26 protein-coding genes are annotated in these 19,446 nt (G+C 43.6%); 25 read left to right on the top strand and 1 reads right to left on the bottom strand.

The features are described from left to right. Positions 1 to 48: 48 nt before the first annotated feature. The 11 genes from rnpA (at position 49) to DESDE_RS20650 (ending at position 9,332) form a co-directional block, all read left to right on the top strand. Positions 49 to 384, top strand: coding sequence for a ribonuclease P protein component (gene rnpA, locus DESDE_RS20695; protein ID WP_014795981.1), 336 nt, complete (start codon positions 49 to 51; stop codon positions 382 to 384). Beyond that, entirely contained in the window at positions 385 to 594 is a 210-nt protein-coding gene (yidD, locus tag DESDE_RS21445; protein WP_083838578.1) for a membrane protein insertion efficiency factor YidD, read from the top strand. 11 nt (positions 595 to 605) lie between these two features. Continuing rightward, positions 606 to 1,301: a YidC/Oxa1 family membrane protein insertase gene (locus DESDE_RS20690; protein WP_014795979.1), complete on the top strand. Its 696-nt coding sequence runs from the start codon at positions 606 to 608 to the stop codon at positions 1,299 to 1,301. A 21-nt stretch (positions 1,302 to 1,322) separates the two neighbouring features. Further along, positions 1,323 to 1,961 carry an RNA-binding cell elongation regulator Jag/EloR gene (jag, locus tag DESDE_RS20685; RefSeq protein ID WP_014795978.1) on the top strand — a complete coding sequence of 213 codons (639 nt, stop codon included), beginning with the start codon at positions 1,323 to 1,325 and terminating at the stop codon, positions 1,959 to 1,961. A 205-nt stretch (positions 1,962 to 2,166) separates the two neighbouring features. Further along, positions 2,167 to 3,546, top strand: coding sequence for a tRNA uridine-5-carboxymethylaminomethyl(34) synthesis GTPase MnmE (gene mnmE, locus DESDE_RS20680; protein WP_014795977.1), 1,380 nt, complete (start codon positions 2,167 to 2,169; stop codon positions 3,544 to 3,546). An 8-nt stretch (positions 3,547 to 3,554) separates the two neighbouring features. Further along, positions 3,555 to 5,468 carry a tRNA uridine-5-carboxymethylaminomethyl(34) synthesis enzyme MnmG gene (gene mnmG, locus DESDE_RS20675; RefSeq protein ID WP_014795976.1) on the top strand — a complete coding sequence of 638 codons (1,914 nt, stop codon included), beginning with the start codon at positions 3,555 to 3,557 and terminating at the stop codon, positions 5,466 to 5,468. Then, on the top strand, positions 5,458 to 6,177 hold the full coding sequence (rsmG, locus tag DESDE_RS20670; protein ID WP_014795975.1) for a 16S rRNA (guanine(527)-N(7))-methyltransferase RsmG: 720 nt from the start codon (positions 5,458 to 5,460) through the stop codon (positions 6,175 to 6,177). The genes mnmG and rsmG overlap by 11 nt, the downstream gene beginning before the upstream one ends. Before the next feature lie 250 nt (positions 6,178 to 6,427). Next, a complete protein-coding gene (locus tag DESDE_RS20665) occupies positions 6,428 to 7,189 on the top strand; it encodes a ParA family protein (protein ID WP_014795974.1) in 762 nt (253 codons plus the stop codon). Further along, positions 7,182 to 8,033 (top strand): ParB/RepB/Spo0J family partition protein, encoded by an 852-nt coding sequence (locus DESDE_RS20660; protein ID WP_014795973.1) that lies wholly within the window; start codon positions 7,182 to 7,184, stop codon positions 8,031 to 8,033. Before DESDE_RS20665 ends, DESDE_RS20660 begins: the two co-directional genes overlap by 8 nt. Before the next feature lie 80 nt (positions 8,034 to 8,113). Beyond that, positions 8,114 to 8,803: a DUF554 domain-containing protein gene (locus DESDE_RS20655; protein ID WP_014795972.1), complete on the top strand. Its 690-nt coding sequence runs from the start codon at positions 8,114 to 8,116 to the stop codon at positions 8,801 to 8,803. 28 nt (positions 8,804 to 8,831) lie between these two features. After that, positions 8,832 to 9,332 (top strand): DUF4446 family protein, encoded by a 501-nt coding sequence (locus tag DESDE_RS20650; protein WP_014795971.1) that lies wholly within the window; start codon positions 8,832 to 8,834, stop codon positions 9,330 to 9,332. Positions 9,333 to 9,403: 71 nt separating this feature from the next. Here DESDE_RS20650 and yyaC read toward each other — a convergent pair whose 3' ends face one another. Beyond that, a complete protein-coding gene (gene yyaC, locus DESDE_RS20645; RefSeq protein WP_014795970.1) occupies positions 9,404 to 9,973 on the bottom strand; it encodes a spore protease YyaC in 570 nt (189 codons plus the stop codon). A 119-nt stretch (positions 9,974 to 10,092) separates the two neighbouring features. Here yyaC and DESDE_RS20640 point away from each other — a divergent pair, with 119 nt between their 5' ends. From DESDE_RS20640 to rplI, 14 genes are all read left to right on the top strand, one after another. Continuing rightward, positions 10,093 to 11,124, top strand: a complete 1,032-nt coding sequence (locus DESDE_RS20640; protein ID WP_014795969.1) for a YkvI family membrane protein — start codon at positions 10,093 to 10,095, stop codon at positions 11,122 to 11,124. A gap of 101 nt (positions 11,125 to 11,225) precedes the next feature. Then, positions 11,226 to 11,570: a hydrogenase maturation nickel metallochaperone HypA gene (gene hypA, locus DESDE_RS20635; RefSeq protein ID WP_014795968.1), complete on the top strand. Its 345-nt coding sequence runs from the start codon at positions 11,226 to 11,228 to the stop codon at positions 11,568 to 11,570. Then, positions 11,567 to 12,244 (top strand): hydrogenase nickel incorporation protein HypB, encoded by a 678-nt coding sequence (hypB, locus tag DESDE_RS20630; RefSeq protein WP_014795967.1) that lies wholly within the window; start codon positions 11,567 to 11,569, stop codon positions 12,242 to 12,244. The genes hypA and hypB overlap by 4 nt, the downstream gene beginning before the upstream one ends. Then, a complete protein-coding gene (locus DESDE_RS20625; RefSeq protein ID WP_014795966.1) occupies positions 12,241 to 12,642 on the top strand; it encodes a tetratricopeptide repeat protein in 402 nt (133 codons plus the stop codon). The genes hypB and DESDE_RS20625 overlap by 4 nt, the downstream gene beginning before the upstream one ends. A 114-nt stretch (positions 12,643 to 12,756) precedes the next feature. Next, entirely contained in the window at positions 12,757 to 13,401 is a 645-nt protein-coding gene (locus tag DESDE_RS20620; protein ID WP_014795965.1) for a CBS and ACT domain-containing protein, read from the top strand. Between the two features lie 781 nt (positions 13,402 to 14,182). Beyond that, a complete protein-coding gene (locus DESDE_RS20615; protein ID WP_014795964.1) occupies positions 14,183 to 14,974 on the top strand; it encodes a CvpA family protein in 792 nt (263 codons plus the stop codon). Between the two features lie 56 nt (positions 14,975 to 15,030). Further along, the gene (locus DESDE_RS20610) at positions 15,031 to 15,234 is read left to right on the top strand and encodes a DUF951 domain-containing protein (RefSeq protein ID WP_014795963.1); all 204 of its coding nucleotides are present in this window, start codon (positions 15,031 to 15,033) and stop codon (positions 15,232 to 15,234) included. 84 nt (positions 15,235 to 15,318) lie between these two features. Then, positions 15,319 to 16,419: a redox-regulated ATPase YchF gene (gene ychF / locus DESDE_RS20605; RefSeq protein WP_014795962.1), complete on the top strand. Its 1,101-nt coding sequence runs from the start codon at positions 15,319 to 15,321 to the stop codon at positions 16,417 to 16,419. A gap of 146 nt (positions 16,420 to 16,565) precedes the next feature. Next, complete coding sequence (rpsF, locus tag DESDE_RS20600; protein ID WP_014795961.1) at positions 16,566 to 16,853, top strand: 30S ribosomal protein S6; 288 nt, start codon at positions 16,566 to 16,568, stop codon at positions 16,851 to 16,853. A gap of 15 nt (positions 16,854 to 16,868) precedes the next feature. Next, positions 16,869 to 17,282: a single-stranded DNA-binding protein gene (locus tag DESDE_RS20595; protein WP_014795960.1), complete on the top strand. Its 414-nt coding sequence runs from the start codon at positions 16,869 to 16,871 to the stop codon at positions 17,280 to 17,282. A 20-nt stretch (positions 17,283 to 17,302) separates the two neighbouring features. Next, positions 17,303 to 17,533, top strand: a complete 231-nt coding sequence (gene rpsR, locus DESDE_RS20590; RefSeq protein WP_014795959.1) for a 30S ribosomal protein S18 — start codon at positions 17,303 to 17,305, stop codon at positions 17,531 to 17,533. Between the two features lie 124 nt (positions 17,534 to 17,657). Beyond that, complete coding sequence (locus tag DESDE_RS20585; protein WP_028305652.1) at positions 17,658 to 17,981, top strand: MazG-like family protein; 324 nt, start codon at positions 17,658 to 17,660, stop codon at positions 17,979 to 17,981. Positions 17,982 to 17,995: 14 nt separating this feature from the next. Continuing rightward, the gene (locus DESDE_RS20580; RefSeq protein ID WP_014795957.1) at positions 17,996 to 18,952 is read left to right on the top strand and encodes a DUF2232 domain-containing protein; all 957 of its coding nucleotides are present in this window, start codon (positions 17,996 to 17,998) and stop codon (positions 18,950 to 18,952) included. Between the two features lie 37 nt (positions 18,953 to 18,989). After that, positions 18,990 to 19,436 carry a 50S ribosomal protein L9 gene (gene rplI / locus DESDE_RS20575; protein WP_014795956.1) on the top strand — a complete coding sequence of 149 codons (447 nt, stop codon included), beginning with the start codon at positions 18,990 to 18,992 and terminating at the stop codon, positions 19,434 to 19,436. The last annotated feature ends 10 nt before the right edge of the window (positions 19,437 to 19,446 follow it).

The following is a 19,446-nucleotide window of genomic DNA, read 5'->3' as shown; positions in this document are numbered from 1 at the left end:
TTTGTGAGTAAGACTAGAGTATATGAAGTTTTTGATTACGGAGGAGCCATGTTACAGAGAAAGTTTAGATTGCGTCAAAAATCTCTTTATAGAAAGGTTTTTGCACAAGGGAAAAGTTTCTCTGGTAAGGTTGTGGTAATCTATGTAGCAGAGGGCCCCTCACGATTCGGATTTATTGCTTCCAAGAAGGTGGGTAATGCTGTTGTCCGTAATCGGGCTAAGCGTTTGATGCGAGAGGTTATTCGACTCCATCTTCCCGAGATTAAAGAAAATACTCAAATAATTTGTATTGCTCGTTCTTCAATTAAAGGAGTTTCCTATTCTCAAGTAGAAAATAGTCTTTTGAAAAGCTTATATAAAGCAAAGGTTATGAAGGAACGTTGATTGATGAAAAATTTATTGGTTGGTTTAATTCGGGTTTATCAACGTTATATTTCACCTCTTAAACGACCATCCTGTCGTTTTTATCCTACATGTTCTGAATATTCTATTCAAGCTATACAAAAGTACGGGGTCATTAAAGGCGGCTGGAAGTCTGCAGTCAGGATTTTAAAATGCCATCCCTTTCACCCTGGTGGTTATGATCCAGTTTAAGGAGGGTTTCTGTGAATACATTTGTCGTATGGATGACCGCATTGCTGAAGTGGTTATATAATTTAACCGATTTGGTCGGTTTTGCAAGTTATGGTTTGGCTATTATTCTTCTAACCATTATTATTAAGACCTTGATCTACCCTCTTACCTGGAAGCAGATGAAGTCCATGCGAAAGACGATGGAGATTCAGCCTAAGCTTCAAGAAATTCAGAAGAAATATAAAAATAATCCCGAAAAGCTTAATCAGGAAACCATGGAGCTTTATAAGAAGCATAATCTCAATCCAGCCGGGGGCTGTCTGCCTTTGCTGGTTCAATTACCGATTTTCTGGGCTTTATACAGAACCCTCTTTAGTTTTAATAACTATATCACCGACCCCAGCCAGGCTATGTTCTTAGGCTTTAATATTACTGAGAACGGTAATTTGGTTCTGGCGATTTTAGCAGGCGCTACGACTTTTTTACAGACTAAACTTACTACGGCGTCCAATCCGGCTATGAAAGCCCAGAATAATAGTGGAAAACCTGATCCTACTCAGTCTACGCAAAAGATGATGCTGTATTTCATGCCTTTCTTTATGGCCTATATTACTTGGACTGTACCATCAGGTCTTGGTTTGTACTTCTTTACGATGAATATTGTTTCTGTTTTTCAACAGCTTTATATTAATCGCAAATTGAATAATGAACAGGGCGAGGTTGCATAGAGTTACAAAGGGAGGATATCCATGAGATTTGTTGAGAAAACAGGTAAAACTGTAGAAGAAGCTATTAATGCTTGTCTGAACGAATTGGGAGTTGAGCGGGATCGGGTGAGGATTGAGGTCTTAGAAGAGCCTACCAAAAAAGGACTTTTCGGATTATTGGGAACCACCCTTGCTAAAGTACGCGTTAGCTATGAAGACTGTCTGGGTGAGCTGGCCTGTTCCTTTCTTAAAGATGTGTGTAACTCCATGGGTGTCAGTGCAGAGTTTAAATATACACAACAAGGGCAGCATTGGCTTGTTGATATTTCCGGTGAAGAGCTTGGTATCTTAATTGGCCGTAGGGGAGATACTCTGGAAGCACTCCAGTACCTGACCAATCTTGCCGTAGCTAAACAGGTTTCTGAAAAAGTTCGTATTATTATTGATGTCGAAGGTTATCGTCAGCGGCGGGAAGAGACCCTGGTCCGTTTAGCCAAGAGACTATCTGATAAAGTAAAACGTACTGGAACTCGCGTTGTCTTAGAACCTATGAATCCTCATGAAAGAAGGATTATCCATACTGCTTTGCAAGATGATGCAAGGATCTCTACCTTTAGTGAAGGTGAAGAACCCAACCGTAAAGTGGTTATTTCCTTAAAACGGACAAAAGAGATTTCCTGAGGGGTGAGGCTACCCCTCTTTTTTTGCACTATCAGGTGATGAGTTAAATTATAGGCTCGGCGAGCAACAAGTGCGAAAGCACTGCTTTTGGGGTTTTCTTTGTATTATACATCTCCTTTAATGGTATATTAGTCAGGATAAGTTTTGAATGACTATAGATTGCTATTAAAATGAATCGGATACTGATTGAATGGGAGCGGATTCCATGGATGATACAATTATTGCCTTGGCTACAGCTGTAGGTGAAGGAAGTATTCATGTTTTAAGACTAAGCGGACCTCAGGCAAAAGAAATAATTGATCAGGCATTTACACCTCATCATCCTAAACGTTGGCAGGAGATGAGTCAATTTACTTTGCATTTAGGCCATTTCTATGCTGGTGAAAAGGTTTTAGACGAAGTGCTCATCAGTAGGATGTTAGCCCCGAGCTCTTATACAGGGGAAGATGTCTATGAGATAAATTGTCATGGCGGTCTTTATATTGCGGAAAGGATTATGAAAGAATGCATACGTCTGGGGGCACGTCTTGCTGAAGCCGGAGAATTTACGAAACGTGCTTTTCTCAATGGAAAGCTGGATTTAATCCAGGCTGAAGCTATTGTGGATTTGATTTCTGCCAAGACCGATAGCTCGGCCGATCTGGCACTTCATCAGATGGAAGGACTGCTCTCCCAAAAGATTTCTATCCTAAGGGAGCAGGTTCTGGAGACTCTTGCTTTTATAGAGGCAGGGATTGATTTTCCGGAAGATGATGTGGAAAGCCTGGATCGAGAGTCACTTCTTCAGCGCATTAGTAAGGGACTTGATTTAGCTCGTGATTTGCTTAAGGGGAGCAAGACAGGTAGAATCCTCCGGGAGGGAATGCTGACGGTCATTGTCGGACAGCCTAATGTTGGTAAATCCAGTCTGCTCAACGCCCTTATGGGGGAAGAGAGGGCTATAGTTACAGATATACCAGGTACCACCCGGGATGAAATTAGGGAAGCGGTTAATATAGGCGGAATACTTTTGCAGCTGGTGGATACGGCAGGAATTCGTGAAAGTGAGGATCTCGTTGAAAAGCTAGGTATCGAGCGAACCTGGAAAGCAATGGAGAAGGCCGAGCTGATCCTGCTTATTATCCAGGCCGGACAAGAACTCAGTGTAGAAGAACTTAGGATTTTAAATGAGTATAATAAAGATGTTATTGTTTTAATTAATAAAATTGACCTTTTCTATAGTAAGGAGCAATTTGAGGGGATTCTTCAGAACTACCCCACTCAGCAAGGGGTATGGATTCCTTTTTCGGTGAAAGAAAATTCTGGTTTTGATGAATTGGAGAAAGAAATTATAAGAAGAGTCTATCAAGGCAAAGATGAAAGGACTAAGGAGCCTTTACTTTCCAATGTACGTCAAATTATGGCATTGGAGAGGGCTTCTTTGGCCTTGGCAAGCGGGTTTGACTCGGTCAGAAACGGACTTCCTTGGGATATCGTATCCATTGATATTCGTCAGGCCCTTCAGGAAATTTCTCAAATTACTGGGGATACTATTCAGGAATCCTTGTTGGATGATATTTTCTCACGATTCTGTATAGGAAAGTAGGAGGAACAGTGGAATTTTTTGCGGGAAAATATGATGTTATTGTGGTAGGTGCCGGACATGCAGGCTGTGAAGCAGCTTTGGCTGCCGCACGCATGGGTTGTCAAACTCTATTGATCACCTTGAGTTTAGATAATATCGCCCATATGGATTGCAATCCTTCCTTGGGAGGACCGGCAAAAGGACATTTAGTCCGTGAAATTGACGCTTTAGGTGGACAAATGGCAATCACCGCCGATGAGACATCAATTCAAGTCCGTATGCTTAATACAGGAAAAGGCCCGGCAGTTCATGCTCTGAGGATTCAATCCGACAAGCAGGCCTATCATCTTAATATGCTCAATGTGGTCATGGGGCAGGAAAATTTGATACTTCACCAAGCTATGGTGGATCGGATCAAAACTGAAGAGGGAAAAGTGAGCGGGGTAGTAACCCGGACGGGAGCTTTCTATGCTGCACCCAATGTGATTTTAACCAGTGGGACCTATCTGCGGGGGCGGATCATTATTGGTGATGCGATGTATGATGGGGGTCCCAGCGGACAGCAAACGGCTATGAGCCTTTCCGGTGAGCTAAATGCCCTTGGCCTGGAGCTGGGACGTTTTAAGACGGGGACACCGCCGCGAATTCATCGCCGTTCAGTGGATTATTCTAAATTTAACATTCAGCCTGGAGATTCTGTCCCCTGGCGTTATTCTTTTATGCCCACCCAAAGCATGTATTGGGGACAGGATGTGGACAAACAATGCCCTTGTTGGTTAGGGTATACCACCCCTGAGACTCATAAGATTATCCAGGATAATATACACCGGGCGCCGTTATACTCAGGAAAAATTGAAGGGATTGGACCCCGTTATTGTCCTTCCATCGAAGATAAAGTAGTTCGCTTTGCCGATCGTCCTTCCCATCAGATCTTCCTTGAACCTGAGGGATGGGATAGTGACGAACTCTATGTAGCTGGACTATCCACCAGCATGCCGGAGGAGATTCAATATGAGATTCTGCACAGTGTCCCCGGATTAGAGAAAGCAGAACTTTTGCGTCCCGGCTACGCCATAGAATATGACTATGTGAAGTCGCATCAACTTTCATTGAGCTTGGAGGTACGCAAAATTCCCGGGCTTTTCACGGCAGGACAACTTAACGGAACTTCAGGCTATGAAGAAGCGGCAGCACAGGGCCTATTGGCAGGGATTAATGCAGCACTGCGGATTCAAGGAAAAGAACCCTTTATTGTTCGCCGGTCCGAAGGATATTTAGGTGTGCTGATCGATGACTTAGTCAATAAAGGTGTCAAGGAACCTTATCGTTTACTGACCTCAAGAGCGGAATATCGTTTGATTCTTCGTCAGGATAATGCCGATCTGCGTTTAACTCCAAGGGGAAGAGAGATCGGTTTAGTTAACGATGAGCGCTGGGAAGCTTTCCAAAAGAAAAAAGAGGCCATCAGTGAAATTCATGCCTTATGGCGAGGAACCACTTTTTCACCTCTTAATGAGCAATTGGCAGAGGTATTGGCATCAGTTAATTCTGCTGCAGTCCATGGTGGTATCAGCGGGGAAGAATTGATGAGAAGACCTGAAATTACGATAAATGAAATAAAGCAGCTTATGCCCCAGCTGGCGGAGTATGATGAAGAATCTCTGCTGGAAGCAGGTATTGAAATAAAATATGCGGGCTATATCGAAAAGCAGCTTGCGGAGATTGAGCGTTTTGCCAAGATGGAAGAACGCTTAATTCCTGAGGAGATTGTTTATGATCAGATAAAGGGATTATCGACAGAGGGTAGATTAAGGCTGAAAGAGGTTTCACCCTCTAATATGGGTCAAGCTACACGGATTACTGGGGTGACTCCGGCGGATATCTCTGTATTACTTGTCTATCTTGAGCAAAAACGCAGAGGGGGTCAGTTCCATGCTACCTGAGCATAAAGAACTTCTTAATAGATTGACCCTCGAGCGATTGGATATTCAACTCAGTCAGGATCAGGTTGAGAAGTTTTCTACCTATGCAGATTTATTAGTTCAATGGAATGAGAAGGTGAATCTAACAAGTATTACGGAACCCGAAGAAATAATCCTAAAACATTTTATTGATTCTCTTGCTTTGGTTTCTTTTATTCAGGGAAATAAGCTTGCTGATATTGGGACAGGGGCTGGTTTCCCTGGAATCCCACTAAAAATTTTATTGCCCGAAGTTGAGGTTTACTTGGTGGATTCTTTGGCTAAGCGTTTGGATTTTTTAGAAGTAGTCATTGAAGAATTGGAATTGAAGAAGGTAAAGACAATACACGCAAGGGCGGAAGATTTCGCCAGGGACCCTAAGTATCGGGAAACCTTTGATTGTGTTACTTCCCGAGCGGTTGCTCGCTTACCTGTATTGCTTGAGTATGCTGTTCCTCTGCTTAAAAAAGGCGGTTATTTTCTAGCGGCAAAGGGATCCCAAGCTAATGAAGAGGCTATGCAGTCAAAAAAAGCATTGGAAATCTTAGGAGCCGAAATAAAAGAAATTAAATTATTTAATTTGGGAGTAGAAGCAGAGCACCGGGCAATTATACTGGTGGAGAAAATTCTACCTACTCCCCATGCTTATCCCCGCAAAGCAGGTACTCCTGCTAAAAAACCTTTACTATGATTTTACGCGAACAGCTGCTATCGACTCAAGACGACCAATGAACCGGCAGCGCCTTTGTGGTAGATTTTTGATTTAAGCGCCTTTAGGGCGCTTTCTTTTTGCTTTTTATCGACTTTCCTATTCTTTTCCGACGGAAATCCCTAGTTTTATCTGGTGTGATTTGATACTATAAAAGGTAGTCAATGAACGGTGAGATATTGTCTATAGTATATTTAATTTTGCTTTGAAGTATTGAGAGGGGGGGCACATTTTGGCTAAAATTATAGCGATTGCCAATCAAAAAGGAGGAGTAGCCAAAACGACCACAGCAGTTAATTTAAGCGCCTGCCTTGTTGAACAAGGAAAAAAGGTTTTGCTCCTTGATCTGGATCCTCAAGGAAATGCTACAAGCGGTTGTGGAATACTTAAAAGTAAGCTGAAGGAAAGTATTTATGATGTACTTATTAATGAAGTTCCTATTGAAAGGATTATAAAAAGTACGGAGTTGGCTGGGTTATTTGTTGCGCCTGCACAAATCGAGTTAGCCGGTGCTGAGATTGAGCTTGTTGCACTGGAGAAGAGAGAAGGAAAACTTGCTTCTGCCCTAGCGACTATTAAAAACGACTATGATTTTATTATTATCGATTGTCCTCCCTCCTTGGGCTTACTTACTTTGAATGCTTTAACTGCCGCCACGGATGTCCTTATTCCAGTTCAATGTGAGTACTACGCTCTTGAAGGGCTGACTTTGTTAATGGATACGATTCATAGAGTAAAAGGTAGACTGAATCCTCATTTGAATATTCTTGGCGCGCTGTTGACAATGTTTGACGCACGAACCAATTTAGGAATCCAAGTGGTTGACGAAGTTAAAAAGTATTTTAAAAGTAAAGTTTTTTTAACTATTGTGCCAAGAAATGTCCGATTGGGGGAAGCTCCAAGTCACGGCAAGCCCATTGTCCTTTATGATGCGCGCTCACGAGGTGCTGAAGTTTACCGTGATTTAGCAGAGGAGGTATTGCAGCGTGTCTAAAAGAGCTTTAGGTCGTGGCTTAGAGGCATTGATTGGTGCTGAACCCGTAGGAAATGAAGCTTCAGTCCAAGAGATTGAGTTAAATAAGATAAAAGCTAACCCCGATCAACCGAGAAGGGGCTTTGATCAGGAAAGTTTGGAAGAATTAGCTGCGTCCTTAAAGACCCATGGTTTGCTGCAGCCAATATTGGTTCAGCCAAAAGATGATGGATATATTATTGTTGCCGGTGAAAGACGCTATCGTGCTGCAATGCTGGCTGGGCTTACTAAGATTCCCTGTCTTCTCCAAACAGGAAGTGAACAAGAGTTGGCGGAGAAGGCATTGATAGAGAATATCCAGAGATCTGACCTTTCACCGGTGGAAGAGGGCCTCGCTTATGCCCGTCTCATAAAAGAGTATGGACTGACTCAAGAACAAGTTGCTGAGAGAGTGGGAAAGGGACGTCCTACAGTAGCGAATCTTCTTCGTGTCATTCAGTTGCCTGATCCAGTGCTTCACTTAATTCAAGAAGGTAAATTAAGCCTCGGCCATGCAAAGGTCCTCCTGGCAATTAAGGATTCATCACTTCAGGTTCTTTTAGCACAGAAGACAGCGAAAGAGAATTTGCCAGTGAGGGAATTAGAAAACCTAATCTTAAAATATACAGAGCAGAGTAAGACTCCAAAGAAAGATAAAATGAAGGATTCACCGTTGTTTGCTCAAATTGAGGATCAATTGAGGTCTTCCTTTCAAACCAAGGTGAAGGTGAAGGGGAGCGCCGTCAGAGGCAAAATTGAAATAGAATATTTCTCTGAGGATGAGTTTAATCGCCTTTTAGAGATATGGAATATCAATATTGATTAAAAATGTTCCACGTGGAACACTCTACTCTTTGGGTTTGTAATAAATAGTGTTCCACGTGGAACAGTGATGAAGGTGAAAAGGTGTTAGGTACCATAGTAAATTCTTTAGCGATCATTGGCGGGGCTTTGGTGGGAATTATTTTTGGCAAGGCGCTGCCTGAAAAAATGAAGAAAACAGTAATTCAAGGGATAGGATTGGCAGTTATTCTCATTGGGTTAAGTATGGCATTAGAAACAAATAACCCACTGGTGGTTATAGCGAGCTTAGTTTTGGGAGGAATAATCGGGGAATGGATTGATATTGAGCATAAGCTTCAGCAGTTAGGTAAATGGCTTGAACATAAATTTGCTAAAGGCGGAAATGGAAATTTCACGAAAGGTTTTGTTTCCTCCAGCTTAATGTTCTGTGTGGGAGCTATGGCCATTATGGGAGCTCTTGAAAGTGGTATTAAAGGAGTGCATGACATACTCTATGCGAAATCTTTATTGGATGGCATTTCCTCAATTGTTTTAGCTTCATCTATGGGCATCGGTGTTTTGGTTTCTGCTGTACCTGTTTTTCTTTATCAAGGCGGAATAACTATCTCTGCATCACTTTTACAGGGGTTGCTTTCTGAGCCTGTCATTGCAGAGATGAGCGCTACCGGAGGATTACTCATTGTCGGCATTGGTCTGAACATACTTGAAATTAAAGAAATAAAAGTAGGAAATCTACTGCCGGGAATATTTGTAGCTGTCCCCATAACTATGATACTATCGCAAATGGTGTAGTCGCTATAAATGGATTGAGGAGGATACAATGAATTTGGAACAAATAATGCCCTTATCCACCTGGGCAATCATCTTGGTGGGAGTATTATGTGTCATTGAACTGATTTGGATTTTAGTTTTGCAGAATCGTATGAAAGGATTTCAAAAATCCTATCTCGCTCTCCAGACCTTTCTTGATGGAAGCTCATTGGATGAACAACTTAAAGAATATATAAATAAGGTTAATCATATCAATACTAATTTAGAGGCGACGGAAAAAAGAATGGATCAGGCAGAGCTTAAGCTTCGTTCCGCAATCGATAGGGCCGAACTGGTGCGGTTTAATGCTTTTGACAATATGGGAAGCGATCTCAGTTTTGCCTTAGCACTTCTGAATCAGCAGGGAGACGGTGTCGTTCTTTCCTCGATTAATAATCGTGAAGAATCAAGGGTTTATGCGAAACCGGTAATCCAAGGAGAATCCACCTATCATCTTTCTCAGGAAGAAAAGGCGGCTATTGTAAAAGCGAAAGAAACGATCAAAATATAATTTAAATCGTTTGAGAAGCAAAGTAAAAACCCGTTTTCAGGGATGACTGAAAACGGGTTTAATTTCGTGTGCTAGGAGAGCCTCGTTTTAATGTAGGCATTGCCCAAAAGGTCACTCATGGTTTCAGCCATTCTCCAGACTAAACCGAGGCGGGTATTTTGTAAAACCATGTACTCCATAAAACCTCCCACATTGACTATACCGGTGAGATGGACTTCTCCCACTGCCGGAAGCTCTTTATGAACACCTGCTCCAGGTTTTAAGGGCCCATTTGCAAGAGTGATATTCCCTACAGAATCCATTTTCCCGAGGCAAGCATCAATGGCGATGATAAAAGGGTTGTAATAGGAGTTCTGGATATGACTGATGTACTCCGATAAATTTGCTGCATGCACCGGTTGCTCAAGAGTTCCCAAAACACTAAGCTTAGGCAAAGCTTTTTGGCTTAGGTAAGTGCCCGTTATAGGACCGAGCGCATCACCGGTTGAGCGGTCAGTTCCAATACATAAAAACACCAACGGGCGATGACGTTCACTGTGCAATACTTCAATAAGCCGAGCTTCCATCTTCTGGGTTGCAACTTTATCATCAAAATGAGCTTTATATTTATGTGATTCGGTAAATACCGAAAGAATGCCCATGAATTCCCCTCCCAAAATATGTAAACATAAACATACCTATCTCAATTATTCCCCGATTGTCAGGAATTTATGCATGAGCGGAAAGAAGAGGCCATAAGCATGAGGCAGGGGGGAGTTTTATGAATAGTAAAGTGATTTTTCAAGTGGCAGCAACGTATGTGGGCGCTGTCATGGGAGCAGGCTTTGCCTCCGGCCAGGAAATACAGCAGTTCTTTACCAATTTTGGAGGTCTCGGAATCCTTGGGATTCTGTGCAGTACGATTCTCTTTGCTAGTCTGGGGTGGATCATGCTCGATCTGCAAAAGCGATGGAAAGTAACCTCCTACGCGGATTTTTTTCAACGCTTATTTGGTGAGCAATGGGGAAGCAGAATGGACATTCTAGTGAGCCTGCTTCTATTTATTGGCATGACAGCAATGATGTCAGGGGCCGGGGCAGTCTTTCGGCAGTTCTTTGATTTATCACCTTGGCTGGGAATTCTGATGACAGCCTTTATCATATCCTTAGCTTTGTGGTTCAAAGGAGAAGGGGTACTTTGGATTAATAGCATGCTTATCCCGGTGAAATTCGTGTTCTGCATAGGGATAGCCTTATGGGCCATACTCTTTGCCATGGGTACAAAGGATGCAGGGATGGAGCTTACCACGAATCCCCTTATCCAAAACTGGTTCTTTTCAAGTATTCTCTATGTCTCCTTTAATTTGACCTTAGCCATGGTGGTTTTCGCATCTCTAGGCAAAGAAGTTCAGAGGCCGGAAGGACGTATTGGGGCTTTTTTCGGCGGAATTGCACTTGGCCTATTTGCTATAGTCATTGCTCTGGCACTTTTGAAATTTCCCGAAGTCAGAGGCTTTGAGATTCCAATGGTTGCCGTAGCCGGAAGTTTAGGCCCGTGGTCAGGGTTCTGCTATGTGGTTGTTCTTTGGCTGGCCATGCTTACGGCGGCCATTGGCAATGGATTCAGTCTTATTAACCATATGGAAAAGAAATTTAAACTTCCTTATAAGAAGGCGGCTGTACTCCTCCTTATCCTGGTCATTCCTCTTTCGGGAGTAAAGTTTTCTTTAATAGTAAAAACTATCTACCCTCTATTTGGGTATCTGGGATTGATTTTTATTCCTGTGCTTTTTTGGTCATGGCTAAAAAGATAGGCGGATACCCTTGCGGATACGGTTATTTTTGGGATAAGATAGATTGAACAAGACTTTGTCCGGTGATCAGCTTGTAAGCATGGATGGCAAGGAGTGATTGAGTGCATGAGATGTCGTTAATGGGCGGGGTCTTTGAAGCTATTGAAGGAACTTTGGCTCATTATCATGTAAAAAAGGTGCTTTTGGTTAAACTTAAAATCGGGCAACTAACCAATGCTGAGCCCGAGGCATTACAGATGGCATTTGCTGCCTTCGCCAAAGGAACTGTGTGTGAAGGTGCGGAGCTTCAGATCGAATTGTTGCCGGTAAGGGGCCGATGTAGGAGCTGCGGTGAAGAATTTATGGTACCAGGACTTGTTTTTGCATGTCCTGCTTGTCAGTATCTCGGGATTGATATTATACAAGGAGAAGAATTGCTTCTGGAAAGTTTGGAGGTTGAAGAATGAGTAGCCAGCGTGAAATCGCCGTTATGGCCAATTTGCTGCAAAATAATGACATCCATGCAGAAATCAATCGCCAGCATTTTGTGAAAAACAACTGCTTAGCCATTAATATGATCGGTTCTCCAGGGGCAGGGAAAACCACTCTCTTGGAACGAACTTTATCCCATTTAAAAAATAAGCACAGCATAGCCGTGATTGAGGGAGATATTTTTACCAGCAGGGATGCCGACCGAATCGCCCAGCATGATATCCCTGTAGTCCAGATCAACACCGGTGGAGGCTGTCATTTGGATTCCAAGATGGTAGAGAAAGTTCTTCCGGAATTCCAGTGGGATAATTTGGATCTCATGATCATTGAGAATGTAGGCAATCTGGTCTGCCCTGCTGACTTCGATTTAGGAGAAGAATTTAAGGTGGTTGTCCTTAGTGTCGTGGAAGGGGATGATAAACCTTCAAAGTATCCCGTGATTTTCCGTAATTCAAAAGTGGCTATTTTAAATAAGATGGATTTATTGGCTCTGGTGGAAACAGATTTAGACGCCATGAAGGAGGATATCCTAAAAATTAATCCAGAGATCAGGATTTTCGAGGTTTCTTGCCGTACTGGAGAGGGTCTTCAGGAATGGACCCATTGGCTTGATGAAAAAGTTCTGCAAGCAAAAGGAAAGAATGCATGAGCAGCAACCATTACCAACAAGGATTAAAGCATCTTGAATCTGGGCAGCTTCGGGAAGCAGAAGAAGAGTTCTTGCAGTACTTGACTCAATGTCCGGAAGATGCGATGGGTTATAATAAGTTAGGCCTGGTCTATGGGAAAGGCCATGATTTTGAACGTGCTAAAGCGTGTTTTCTTAAAGCCATCGAATTGGACGAAGGATGTATCCATGCGTGGAATAACTTGGGAAATATTGCGCGTCAAGATGGGGACCTGGATCAAGCCATTCGTTATTACCAAAAGGCAGTAGACATCGACCCGATGAATCCGATTCCCGCTAAGAATTTAAAGACGGTACAAAGACAAGCCAAGTGGTCCTTTTCAAGAATAAAGGACCTTCTCGGGAAAAATAGAGATTAATTCTTATCGATTGTCCGTAGTACGTAAAATGTATCTTGGTGAGTAAGGGGCCCTTGAATTTAGAGGAAGTTGAAGGGCAAAAGTCGAATACTCTTAGCAAGAAAAGAGTGTTGAATGGAAAGGGTGATCTTAATGTATGTGAAGCAATTTATGACTTCTCGAGTATTTACAGTGAGCCCGGAAGATAATATTGCCGATACCATGGCTCTCATGCGAGAGAAGCAAATCAACCGTTTACCTGTAGTTGAAAAAGGCAAGCTTGTCGGGATTGTTACGGACGGAGATCTGCGCGAGGTATCCCCCTCGCCGGCAACGACACTCAGCATTTTTGAATTGAATTATCTGGTGGGGAAAACTCCTATTCGTGATGTTGCGGTCAAAAAAGTCATCACCTGTACCCCGGATACCAAAATTGAAGATGCAGCCCTTCTTATGAGGGAACATGGCATAGGTGCTTTGCCGGTCGTCGAGAACGGCAAGTTGGTGGGGATTGTGACAGAGTCGGATATTTTTGATACCTTCCTGGATATCATGGGCTTCCGGAGTCCTGGTCAGCGCTTTGTGATAGAGACCAAAGATGAAGTAGGGGTCATGGTGGATCTGGCATCCATCATGAAAGAGCATGATGTCAATATCACCAGTTTAGCAGTCTATCATTTAAGAGATAATAAAGTTCAGATCCTCGCCCGTCTTAACGGGGACCGTGTGAATGAGGTCAAGGAAAGCCTTGTCTCTAAAGGCTACGATTTAAGTCATTGAAAATCTGACACTATGCGGAAAAGCACCCTCAGGGTGCTTTTCCACTGTAAGCAAGTTTTCCTGAACGAGGCTTCCTTCAGTGTTTAATCTTCTCATGGCATGAAGTATAATAGAGAAGACTCTCATGCCGCTGCAGTAGTATTGGCGGAGGATGAGAAATGTTGTTTGTCTGGGTCACGTAGCTTTACGCACAACGTGTACTCCATAGCTCCAGGGCTGGTTCACTCGCTTTCTTAACAGCTCCGCCAAACCCCGCTGCTTTCTGCATGCGAACCAGTGGCTACGCTACGTTAAGAAAGCCTTATTCACCCGACCACCCCTCCGCTAAATCCGTTCGCTTTTGTGCATAAAGCTACGCTTACGGGTCCTTTTAGCTTTTCTTGCGGGTCTGTTTTCAGGCTAGAAAACATCCTGAACAAATACTCGAAAAACCACCTAAGGATTTTGCTTTAAGGCAGAGAACTGATTCTAAGCGAGCAGGTAAGCAATCTTCGTGAAAAGACTGCAGCGGAGTCGGGTTGGAAACAGGACGTTTCCAACCGGCCATTGAGAACAAGTGCGAAAGCAGTGCTTTCGAGGAGCCGATTTGGCCACGAAACCTGGGCGAGGGTTTCGCCCAAGCCGCCAATGCTACAGAGACTACTTAGCGGCGCAGGTGTACCCGACAGAGCGGAGGTCTTGAGCGATAGAATGCTCCGCGTAGCTTATGAAGTGAACGCCGAAAGCAAAATCCTGGAGATTTAGCTTTCAGAGAAGCCTGAGCTTTAGGAGGAGGGAGACCATGAACATTTTCGATATTCTCGTTTTGATTTTTGTCCTTATTGGGGCAATACAAGGGTATCGGAAGGGCCTTATTTCCGGCTTGATTAGTCTGGGAGGATCGATTCTTGGACTTGTTCTTGCTGCCAAAAATTATCCCACCCTGCTTCAATGGCTGGAGGAAAACACTCCTTTAAGAGGCTGGTTGGAAACAGTAATGTATCAACGAATGCTGCCTTCAGTACAGGCCAAAGCAGAGATGATCCAGGCAGAGACCCTGGAAAAGATCCTATCTATGTTTCCTGAAGAGTTCAGAGGTATTCTCAGCGGTTCCAATCTACCGGATATACATACCTATACGGATAGCGTATTGCAATCCATTGCCCAAACCTTCACCCAGGCTTTTACGGATAATGCCTTAAAAATTATTTCCTTTGCTTTGATTTACTTTGGGGTGATTATTCTTATTGAGATAATGTCCGCCATTCTTTTAGCTCCATTGGGTTTATTTTCGACAACCATCAATGGGGGTGGTGGATTCCTTGTGGGCGGATTTGTTTCCTTCCTTGGGATAGCCATCTTTGTCGGGCTGTTTGCCCCCTTGATTACTATGGCTAACCCCGGCGAAACCATAGGTTTCCTGGAGAGTTCTACCCTTTATCCTTATTTGAAACAAACCTTTACTTACTTAGGAGAATTCTTACGTTTTAATTTTGAACAGGGTCTGAACTGGCCCTTGGATTTACAGGAATTGAATTTACCTATAGATCTTAAGGATATTACTTTGCCTGATCCCCATAACATTGATTTATGACAGGCAATTGAGGGCACAATGTGTAATGGCAAGAGAGAAAAAGGGGGCTAATTGTTGTGATTCCTTTACACGTAGGAGATACAATTCGTCTACGCAAACCTCATCCCTGCGGGAGCATGGACTGGAAGGTCATGCGCACCGGCATGGATTTTCGTATTCAGTGCTTGGGGTGTCAACATCAGGCCTGGATTCCCCGAGTCAAGCTGGAACGGCAGATAAAAGAGATTCTTCAAAAAGCCCATAGTTCCGAGGAACAATGAGAGGAAAGCTTGCGGTTTGACCAAGATTCTCATATAATCTTAGAGGGTTTGATAGAGTGAAAATGAGCTGGAGGTTTTTTAAAAATGACATTGCATGCAGGGATTGTTGGTTTGCCTAATGTAGGAAAATCAACATTATTTAATGCCATAACTCAAGCAGGTGCGGAAGCCGCAAATTATCCTTTTTGCACGATTGACCCCAATGTAGGAATGGTACAGGTACCGGATGCCCGCCTGCAAGTTCTCTCTGAGATGGTTCATCCTGATAAAATAGTCCCTGCTACGGTGGAATTTGTGGATATTGCCGGATTGGTTAAGGGAGCCAGTAAAGGAGAGGGACTGGGAAACAAATTCTTATCCCATATTCGGGAAGTGGATGCCATTGTTCATGTGGTTCGGTGCTTTGAAGACAGTAATGTGGTTCATGTGGAAGGCAGTGTGGATCCGAAAAGAGACATCGATACCATCCAGTTGGAGCTTATCCTTGCCGATATGGAAAGTGTGGAAAAACGCTTAGAGCGTTCTGCTAAGCTCTTGAAATCAGGGGATAAGAAGGCTCTGGCAGAAGTAGCTCTGCTCAATCGCTTGAAGGAGACCTTGGATGCAGGTCTTGCAGCCCGCTCTTTGGAATTCAGCGATGAGGAACGGGAGCTCCTGAAATCCTTCCCACTCTTAAGCATGAAGCCGGTTCTTTACGCTGCCAATGTCAGTGAAGAGGAGATAGCCGATCCCGATAATAACCCCTATGTCCGGAAAGTAAGGGAAATCGCCGCTGCTGAAAATTCTGAAGTAGTGGTGGTTTGTGCGAAGATCGAGGCTGAGATCGCGGAGTTAGAGGAAGGAGAGAAGAAGGTCTTTCTGGAGGACTTGGGTCTTGCAGAATCCGGCTTGGACCGTCTGATTCGAGCAGCCTTCCATTTGCTTGGCCTTATGACTTATTTTACAGCGGGTCAAATCGAAGTGAGAGCTTGGGAGATTCGCCGGGGAATGAAGGCACCCCAGGCGGCGGGGGTTATTCATACTGATTTTGAGCGGGGATTTATCCGCGCTGAAGTGGTTTCTTACAAAGATTTTGTGGAAAACGGCGGTCTTAATGGGGCCAAGGAAAAGGGCCTGGTTCGCCTAGAGGGGAAAGAATATGTCATGAATGATGGAGATATCGTTCATTTCCGCTTTAATGTATAATACATTTATGGATAATATGAGATTTTCCATTTGCATAGTATTATGCAAAGTGCTATAATCTTTAAATGGTAGTCTTTATGTAGTCTTTTAGACTATGTATCCCTGCCCCTGTCATGGGGGCCGCAAGTCCGAGGGGAGGTGCAATTATGAAAGCGTACGAAGTACTTTATGTCATCCGTCCTGATTTGGACGATGAGGCTGTTGCCGCAACAGTGGACAGGTTATCCGAAGTTGTTACCAACAACGGTGGAGCAGACGTGGCTATTGACAAATGGGGCAAACGCCGCTTAGCTTACGAAGTTAACGATTATCGGGAAGGTTTCTATGTCCTGATGAACTTTAATGGTGAAGCTCGTACGGCACAAGAGGTGGAGCGGATCATGAAGATCTCCGATACCGTTGTGCGTTTCCTTACCACGAAAAAAGAAGATTAGTAGGGAGGGGTTACTATGTTGAACCGCGTCGTTTTAATAGGCCGTTTAACGAAAGACCCCGAGTTACGTTATACCCCGAATGGAGTTGCTGTAGCCAGCTTTACATTAGCTGTAGATCGCAATTTCAAGAATGCCAACGGGGAACGGGAAGCGGATTTTATTCCATGTGTAGTATATAGACAACTGGCTGAGCTCTGTGCGAATTATCTTTCCAAAGGTAAATTAGCAGCTGTCGACGGGCGGCTGCAAGTTCGTACTTATGATGCTCAAGATGGGCAACGCCGTTGGGTTTATGAGGTCGTCGCTGAGAATGTGCGCTTCCTCAGTCCCAAAGATGGCGGAAATTCCGGATATGGAGCATCTTCAGGAGCCAGTGACGTGGGGACTTATGGTCATGAAGTAAGCTTAGATGACGATATCCCATTCTAATCGGAAAGGGAGTGAATTTTATGAAACGTGAACGCGGACGCCGTCCAAGAAAACGGGTATGCAGCTTTTGTGTCGATAAGGTAGAAGCTATCGATTACAAGGATACACATAAAATACGCAAGTATATTACCGAGCGCGGCAAGATTCTACCTCGCCGTATTTCTGGTAACTGTGCAAAGCATCAACGTCAAGTGACAGTGGCTATTAAAAGAGCTCGCCACATTGCGTTATTGCCTTATATCGTAGAATAGAGAATGAAGGGGGGAGCTGTTGCTCCCCTTTTTGTACTTTCCTTGCAGGAAATCGGTGTCGGATTAGCGAACATTTTTTAGATAGGGATTTATAAGGTTATAACACACGGTACAGTGATAAAATATGACGGGAGGGGCACCCGTGGTTGAAGTCGATATAGTAAAAGGGTTAAAGGCTATTGAAGAGATTAAGGTAGAAATGCTTAAGGCCCAGTGGGCGATGCAGGAAGGATCTCTGCGCGGCTCGGAAGAAGAAATACTCCAGAGCTTAGCTGATCTTGTTGCTTTAAGCTATTTACTAACTCGGCGCATGGGGTTTGATTTTTCAAAGCTGGATCGCACCCTATTGCAGCGTTTAGAGGAATGGAAGGCCGAGGATCATCACAAAGTAGAAACTCAATGGGGTGATATCAGTTTATTATTAAGCTATTTAGCCCCTGAAGAATAGATTGGAGCATCAGAATGTACGTCAGTGACCAAAAAACCACCAATACCTTAGCAGTACTTGTCCTTGTGATCGGACCTTGGCTTGGAGTCTCCATGCAAGTCTGGGGATGGATGCTGGATATTCTCTTACTTATCGCCTTGTTGTGGGTTGGACGAAGTGTTGGAGGACAAGGTTTACGCTATGGAATGGTCTTTTTGATTTCAGGGTATGGACTAGCGTTGCTTTTTAACGGAGTTTCTTCCATCCAATATTTTAGCTTTGTTCCTTGGGCAGCTTTAGTAACTCTATGGGGAATGGGGGCCAATATCCCCCAGCGGGCGCTTGTTTTTTGGAGCTTAGTCGCGGCTGGGATCCTGGGAGTATTGCCTACCCTTGCTATGCTCATGCAAGGGATTCCTCAAGAAAGCATCCAGAACTTTGTCCAGAATATGATGGATCAATATCGTCAGGCGGGCCTGCTGGAAACCTTAAAAACTCAAGGGATATCTGAGCTGGAGCTTCAGTCCTTGTTTGAACAAATCGTCAACACCCTGATTATGTTGATTCCCGGTCTGGTAGCCATCACAGCCCTTGCCAAGTGGGGTGCAGTCTATTATACATTCATGCGCTGGATACCGATTCCCGGTCGGGAATATCGTCCTTTTACGGAGTGGAGATTGCCCTGGTACGCCATATGGGGAATGAATTTTGCCATTGTCAGTTACCTTATAGGAGATCAGTTCCAGTGGCTGGCTATTAAGAGCATTGGTATGAATCTTATGCTGGTTTATGGAGTCGTCGCTTTTGTTCTGGGAAGTGCTCTTTTTGTGTCTCTTCTCAAGAAGCCTTGGATATCAGGCTTTTTAAAATTCATCCTGCTCTTCTCAAGTTTTCTCTATATACAAGTGACGGCTATGGTCTTAATTATTATGGGTTTATTGGATCTGGTGTTAGATTTTCGCCATATGCCAATCCGCAAGAAAGAAGAATAAAATAACAGTTTAAGGATTGCAGAATGGAGGGTTTTAAATGAAAGTAATTTTAAAAACTGATGTTAAAGGGTTGGGAAAGAAAGGGCAAGTCTGTGAGGCTTCAGATGGCTATGCACGGAACTTTCTTTTTCCTAAAGGCTTAGCTGTAGAAGCTACATCGGGTAATCTCAATGATTTAGCTTCTAAAAAGGCTAATGAAGAAAAGAAAAAAGAAAAAGAGAAGCAGGAGGCGCAAGCTTTGGCGACAAAGCTGAGCTCCCTTTCCGTAGAGATAGTCACAAAGAGCGGTGAAGGGGGCAAGCTTTTTGGTTCCGTCACCAATAAAGAGATCGCCGAGGCACTCAAAGCAAAGTATGGGATTGATGTGGATCGCCGCAAGCTGGAGCTAAAAGAACCTATCAAAGCACTGGGAACCTTTAATGTACATGCCAAATTGCATCCAGAAGTCACAGCTCAATTTCAAGTCCATGTCAAAGCATCATGATCAGGCAACT

The organism is Desulfitobacterium dehalogenans ATCC 51507 (assembly GCF_000243155.2).
Classification (GTDB): Bacteria; Bacillota; Desulfitobacteriia; order Desulfitobacteriales; family Desulfitobacteriaceae; genus Desulfitobacterium; species Desulfitobacterium dehalogenans.
Note: the sequence above shows the minus strand (reverse complement) of the source record. Positions and strands in the feature narration are given on the sequence as shown.